Below are 7,171 nucleotides of genomic sequence, written 5' to 3' on the forward strand. Positions count from 1 at the left end.
TGTTGACTCATCCTAAGTCATAAACAGTAACCTATAAGACAGCGGGCTGACCTGTGCTTTTATCGTTACTGCCTCAACACTGCATCCTTGCGTATCCTTGTGTTGATGGTTGTATTCTAGGTTAATTGACGGGAGACGACTAGAGGCTAAAGACCTTATTTAACGTAAGCATTTGCTTACATCCTAATCGCTTCGTTTAATAACGTTCAAAAGACCATTTAAGCTGTTTTATGAAAAGGCTTAATCATCTGCTTGGGCGTGCTCTTTTGATACTTTACAGCCCTCTTCCTTACCTGCTTCGATGGTGTTTTTTGCTTCTTTGACATCTTCTGCTTGTTCGGTCGGTGCATTAGTTTTCTGGGTGCTTGCTTTTTCGGGCTCGTATTGTAGCGTTGTCAAAACCGGAAAATGGTCGGAGCCAATAGAAGGCATGCGCTGGATATCGACCAAGGTAAAGCAGGCACTATGGAAAATATGATCCAGCGCCCAACGTAAGAACGGATAGTCGGCATGGAAGGTATTGATAAAATGCCGCCCAATTCGCGGATCTAGTAAGCCTGAGATACGTTGAAAGCGGCGGGTGGTCTTCGACCAAGCCACATCATTTAAATCGCCTGCCAATATCGCCGTTTGCTTATTTTCTTTGATATATTTTCCAACCATCAACAACTCAGCATCACGGGTCGTAGATTTATCCGCTTCTGTCGGACTTGGCGGCATAGGATGCAAGCAGTATAGCCAGATAACTTGCCCGCCCTGCAAGCGCATCTGAGTATGAATAGAAGGAATATCATCAATCATCAAATATTTGACTTCGGGGTCTATGAGCTCAAGCTTAGAATACAGGTGCATACCATACAAATTATCCAAGGGTACTTTGACGGTATAAGGGTAATCCGCTTCAATTTGATTGAGGGCGGTTTCCCACTTTTTATCCGACTCTAAAGTAATTAGAATATCGGGGCGCTTATCTTTTACCAGCTCAACCAATTTTTGAGTATTATCATTAGGTGTTAAAACATTTGAAACCATGATTTTAAGCTGGTGCGCTTGCCCCTCTGGCATGTCTTTGGCACTTAGCACTTCTTTTTTCCACAGTTTAGTATAGGGCAATACCATTCTAAGCTGAAAGGCTAACGCGACGCTTAAGACGATAAATAACAGCCTCTGCGCAAACTGCCAATCCGACCAAAACACTAACATGATAATCCAAGCAGCAACACCGAGAAATATAATTTGGATTCTGGGGAATTCAACACCGCGCACCCACCAGTTATCCAGGGGTAGTAATCCCCAAATAGTAACAAAGGCAATTAATCCCGCTAACCACTGTGCACCATAATATAATAAGGAAAAATCCATAGTGTGTGTCGACCGTTTATTGAATGGCTAAGCCAGTGATTGAGTGAGGTTTTTAATATAATGACCGCTTACGCTAAAAAACTGATTGAGCTGCTGGCATCTGCCCCTTTATAACGAGTTAAATAGTAGCTGCTCACTTTAGCATCTCATCAGGCCAGCGCCTACTACTGAACATTAATTATGCGTTAGCCACTATAAAAAGTTACAATCTGAGCTTTTTTAATATTATCCACGTTACTTATAAAGCCTTCTTTCATTGATGCCCTTAGTCTACCTAGAGTGCAAAAAATGCTGCTATAAAAAACTATATTGATAGGATGAGCTTGTATTTAAGCGGCGTTGGCACTGTTAATAATCATTAAGCTTAAAAAGTAGCAAGACTAATGATAAGCATTAAGCCTAATGCCACGCTTCGTCACACTCGTTTTGTCATAATAGCTAGCATAATCATCGCTCAACGTTATATTGCATATAATAAATTGTATTTAAAAAACACTGTGAATTCTTTAAAAAACCTTGCTTTTTAATGCTATTCACGGCATTGTTATCGGTTGGCGATGCAACAATTTATGGTAAAAAGGATTCAGTTTCATGAGTAATTTAACAGTAGGCTTGGTAGGCTGGCGCGGTATGGTCGGGTCAGTATTGATAGAGCGTATGCGTGAAGAAAAAGACTTTGATGGTATCACACCGGTGTTTTTTTCAACCAGTAATGCAGGCGGCGACGCACCAAGCTTTGACGGTATTAAGACCAGCCAACTAAAAGATGCTCATGATATTGAAGCACTTGCTGCTTGCGATGTGATTATTACCTGTCAAGGTGGCGACTACACCTCAAAGGTACATCAACCCCTGCGTGATAGCGGCTGGAATGGCTACTGGATTGATGCGGCAAGCACATTACGTATGGAAGACGACAGCATCATCATTCTTGATCCCGTTAACCGCAGCGTCATTGATAAAGCACTTGCGAATGGCAAAAAAGACTTTATCGGCGGTAACTGTACCGTGTCACTGATGCTCATGGCAATCGGTGAGCTGTTTAATAAAGGCTGGGTCGAATGGGTCAGCGCCATGACTTATCAAGCAGCGAGCGGCTCTGGGGCCAACAATATGCGCGAGTTAATCGAAGGGATGGGCGTGCTTCATGATGCCGTTAAAGACGAGCTTGCCAACCCTGCCAGCGCCATCCTTGAGATTGATAAAAAAATTGCCCAAACGCAGCGCTCAGATGATTTTCCTAAACAGTACTTTGGTGTACCATTAGCGGGTAGTTTGATTCCTTATATCGACGCGCAGCTTGAAAACAAACAGTCGCGTGAAGAATGGAAAGGCGGCGTTGAAACCAATAAAATTCTTGGTAATTCTGAAGCAGATAAAATTGCCATTGACGGTATGTGTGTCCGCGTTGGTGCCATGCGCTGCCACGCTCAAGGGCTAACGATTAAGCTCAAAAAAGACATCCCACTAGAAGAAATCGAAGCCGCGCTTAAAAATAGCGGTAACCAATGGTTAGATGTAGTCGAAGACGACAAACAAGCGACCATGAACCGTTTGACGCCTGTAGCAGTGACGGGCACTTTGACCGTTGCGCTAGGACGCCTACGTAAGCTTAATATGGGTCCTGAATACCTCGGCGCCTTTACCGTTGGTGACCAATTATTGTGGGGCGCAGCAGAGCCGCTACGCCGTATGCTAAAAATTATCCGTGAGCAAAACAGCTAAATTAATTGGCTTAATCTTAAATAAAAAAGACAGCAATTGCTGTCTTTTTTTATGGGTCATTAGATTGTTTTTATAGCTGGCTTTCCTATCTATGAGAATTATCTGCCGCTTAAATATCGATGTCCAAAAAAACGCTTAACAATGCTATAATTAGCGCCATTTTCATAGCTTAAATAGCGGTTATCTTATGCAATTTGTCTTACACAAAACGGCCAGCGGTATCACCCGCGCACGCCGTGGTACGGTTCATCTCAATCATGGCGACGTGCAAACGCCTGCTTTTATGCCAGTGGGTACTTATGGTACCGTAAAAGGCATGCTGCCACGTGATATCGAAGCGATTGGCGCAGATATTATCTTAGGCAATACTTTCCATCTATGGCTGCGTCCGGGAACCGATATCATTGATAAATTCGGTGGATTGCATAAATTTATGCATTGGGATAAGCCTATACTTACTGATTCTGGCGGATTTCAAGTATTCAGCCTTGGGGCAATGCGTAAAATTACCGAAGAAGGCGTGACTTTTAAATCACCTATCGATGGCGCAAAAGTATTTTTATCGCCAGAAAAATCGATGCAAATTCAGTATAGCTTGAATTCAGATATCGTGATGCAGTTTGATGAATGTACGCCCTATCCTGCCACTCATGACGAGGCCAAAAAATCTCTAGAGTTGTCACTACGCTGGGGACAGCGCTGTGTTGATGAACATAAGAAGCTGGGCAGTACCAATGCCTTATTTGGTATCATTCAAGGCAGTATGTATGCCGATTTGCGCCAGCAATCTCTAGAAGGGCTACTTGAAATCGGCTTCGATGGCTATGCTATCGGCGGTTTGTCGGTTGGCGAGCCAAAAGAAGAGATGATAGACGTCCTAGATTATATCGCTGATGATATGCCGGCCGACAAGCCGCGCTATTTAATGGGTGTTGGTAAGCCTGAAGACCTTGTTGAAGGGGTACGCCGTGGCGTTGATATGTTCGATTGTGTGATGCCAACTCGCAACGCGCGAAACGGTCATTACTTTGTTACTGGTGACGCCGAGAACGCGGGCATCATACGAATACGTAATAGCCAATATCGCACCGATGAAGGTCCCTTAGATCCTGAATGCGATTGCTATACCTGCCAAAACTTTAGCCGTGCTTACTTATCACATCTGAATAAATGTAAAGAGATGCTGGGTGCACAGCTGGCGACGATTCATAATTTACGCTACTATCAGCGCTTGATGCAAGGTATCAGAGACGCGATTGAACAAGATAGATTTGATGAGTTTGTAAATGAGTTCTATAGTAAACGCGGTCAAAGCGTTCCTGAGCTCAATTTACGTTAGGCTTTTTTAAGGTTACGTTAAGCATTTTTAGAACTGTTTGACCTGTATCACAATCTTTAAACTAAGAAAGTTAAGATACAAAAAGGGCTTAAGATATTTCTTAAGCCCTTTTTGTATTTCATTAATGGGTCATTTTTACTATCTAGGCTACGTTCTTATTTTAAGAATACAGCTTATAGTATTTATGAACACAATTTAGTCCATTAAAGTAGTCACAAAAACGATAAGGACAGCAATCGGCGCCACGAATTTAGCAATGATTTGCCATAATTGCCATGTACCATTAGACAATCCAAGCTCTTGCTGAATGCTACGCTGATCCATTTTCCAACCGACAAAAATAATTGCGGCAAGACCGGTTAAAGGGAGCATAAATTTACTGGTGACCTTATCTAAGGCGTCAAAGATACCATTTCCCATGATGGTAACATCGCTCCATAGGTTGAATGATAACAAGGCTGCGATACCTAATAACCAAACGGCAATACTAGCCACAATGGTCGATACTGTACGGCTCATTGGCGTACGTTCTTCTAAAAGCTCAACCGTTGGCTCAAGCAGCGAGATTGATGACGTCACGGCGGCAAAGGTAATCAATAAGAAGAACAAGGTACCAATGATAGCGCCTGCGCCCATACTACCAAAAGCGATTGGCAGACTGACAAAGATAAGTCCAGGACCTGAAGCAGGATCAAGACCGTTATTAAAAATGATTGGGAAAATGGCTAGACCAGCCGCTAAAGCGATAACCGTGTCCAAAATGACAACCGTACGCGCCGTGCTTAACAAATTGACGTCATGACCCAAGTAAGAACCATAAGCAACCATAATACCCATACCAATAGATAGCGTAAAGAAAGCATGACCAAGTGCTGCTAGCATCACATCGCCATTTAACTTACTAAGGTCAGGCGCAAACAGATAGTTCACCGCTTCGCCAAAACCACCATTCATAACGTTGTAGCCAACGATAACAAATAAAATCACGCCCAATAACGGCATCAAAATCTTAGCCGTATTTTCAATACCCTTAGTCACACCCACACCAACGATGAGAGCGGTGATAGCCATGAAAACAGTGTGCCAAATTGTCAAGGTTCCCGCTGACGCCAACATCGCATCAAAAGTAGCAGCGACAGAATCACTATCTTGACCGGCAAAGCTTCCTGAGCCAACTTTGGTGATGTAGTTGAGTGCCCAACCACCGATGACACTATAAAACGATAGAATCAAGAAGCCACCTAGAATACCAGTCGCACCGACAATACCCCAACTGCGGGACTTACCTTCGCTTGCCGCAACATCAGAATAAGTATTGATAGGATTTTTTTGTCCACGGCGACCAATCAACCACTCTGCAACCAAAATTGGAAAACCAATCAGAGCAAGACAAAATAAATAAGCGATAACAAAAGCGGAACCACCGCTCTCCCCAACCATATAAGGGAACTTCCAGATATTTCCTAAACCAACTGCCGATCCTACTGCTGCCAGTACGAAGCCAAAACTTGAGCTCCACTGGGCGTGTTCTTGTTTATTAATAGCCATTTTGCCTTCCTCATGCCTCAATTAATGCTGCTTATAACCTTCCTTGATTATCCTAAATAGCGCCTTATTGTAGAGAGCTATTCAATCAACGTGTCAATGTGACACACCTAGCAACATTATGAAAGAATTGTTTACAATATCGTAAACGCTCAGTTTCTGCTAAGCGACCAAAAAAGTCAAGTAGCGTTAAATATAAAGAGCCATAACTAATAGTTATGGCTCTTTATATTTATAAGGACAATTTATAAAAAATACTTATTTGAGAATTAAGTCCTAACACTATTTTTATAATTACAAAACAATGTTTACCGAACAACGCCGCGACGACTTTTTTGTAGGGAATCTATCAGCAAGGCAATTTTTGGCTCTTCGGGTAACAATTCTTCTTTTAAAATATCAAGTGCTTGAGCTGTCGTCAATCCTGAACGATAGATGATTCGGTACGCTTGGCGCAATATGTCAATCGTTTCTTTAGACCAGTCTTTACGGCGCATACCTTCAACATTTAAACCATGAGCTTTAGCAGGGTTGCCAGAAACCATAGTAAAAGCAGCCACGTCCTTTAAAATCAAACTTGCGCCTCCGACTAAACTGTAATCATCAACGGTACAAAACTGATGAATGCCTGAGTTGCCGCCAATAATTATATGATTACCGATGGTCACATGTCCTGCAACACCGACATTGTTAGCGAGTACATTATGGTCACCAATTAAACAATCATGAGCCACATGGGTATTGACCATTAATAAATTGTGGTTACCAATCTTGGTCAGCTCACTGTCTTGTGCAGTGCCACGGTGCAAGCTGCACGCCTCGCGAATGGTATTGTGATCACCAATTTCAAGCCAAGTTCGTTCACCGGCATATTTTAAATCTTGCGGGTCTTCACCGATGCTGGCAAATTGATAAAACTGATTGTATTCCCCAATACGCGTGAGTCTCGCTACGACCACATGCCGATGCAAAACCGTATGTGCGCCAATGGAAACTTCATCACCGACAATACAATAAGGACCAATGATGGCAGTCTCATCTATCTTAGCGGACGGGGAGATGAGTGCTGTTGGATGGATCTGACTCATAATGTGGGCCTTTGTGTCATCTGATGCAAATAAATGGTAAAACAAATACAGACCGTTTAGCGTTAACAATCACCCTAATACCCGCTCTGTTTAAAAATACAACTGTTGTTAA

General features: G+C 42.7%; 5 protein-coding genes. 2 read left to right on the forward strand and 3 right to left on the reverse strand.

All coding sequences use genetic code 11. The features are described from left to right. Positions 1–240: 240 nt before the first annotated feature. Positions 241–1,362, reverse strand: coding sequence for an endonuclease/exonuclease/phosphatase family protein (locus B4K26_RS09620; RefSeq protein ID WP_296245163.1), 1,122 nt, complete (start codon positions 1,360–1,362; stop codon positions 241–243). A gap of 591 nt (positions 1,363–1,953) precedes the next feature. Between B4K26_RS09620 and asd the strand changes: the two genes are divergently transcribed. Beyond that, complete coding sequence (asd, locus tag B4K26_RS09625; RefSeq protein WP_296245166.1) at positions 1,954–3,087, forward strand: aspartate-semialdehyde dehydrogenase; 1,134 nt, start codon at positions 1,954–1,956, stop codon at positions 3,085–3,087. 187 nt (positions 3,088–3,274) lie between these two features. Beyond that, positions 3,275–4,426, forward strand: coding sequence for a tRNA guanosine(34) transglycosylase Tgt (tgt, locus tag B4K26_RS09630; protein WP_296245169.1), 1,152 nt, complete (start codon positions 3,275–3,277; stop codon positions 4,424–4,426). Between the two features lie 195 nt (positions 4,427–4,621). Here tgt and B4K26_RS09635 read toward each other — a convergent pair whose 3' ends face one another. Together B4K26_RS09635 and lpxA are read right to left on the reverse strand one after the other, a co-directional pair. Continuing rightward, positions 4,622–5,974 carry a sodium-dependent transporter gene (locus B4K26_RS09635; protein WP_296245171.1) on the reverse strand — a complete coding sequence of 451 codons (1,353 nt, stop codon included), beginning with the start codon at positions 5,972–5,974 and terminating at the stop codon, positions 4,622–4,624. Positions 5,975–6,279: 305 nt separating this feature from the next. Beyond that, positions 6,280–7,059: an acyl-ACP--UDP-N-acetylglucosamine O-acyltransferase gene (gene lpxA / locus B4K26_RS09640; protein WP_296245174.1), complete on the reverse strand. Its 780-nt coding sequence runs from the start codon at positions 7,057–7,059 to the stop codon at positions 6,280–6,282. Positions 7,060–7,171: the final 112 nt, after the last annotated feature.

Source organism: Psychrobacter sp. UBA6766 (genome assembly GCF_002453355.1).
Classification (GTDB): Bacteria; Pseudomonadota; Gammaproteobacteria; order Pseudomonadales; family Moraxellaceae; genus Psychrobacter.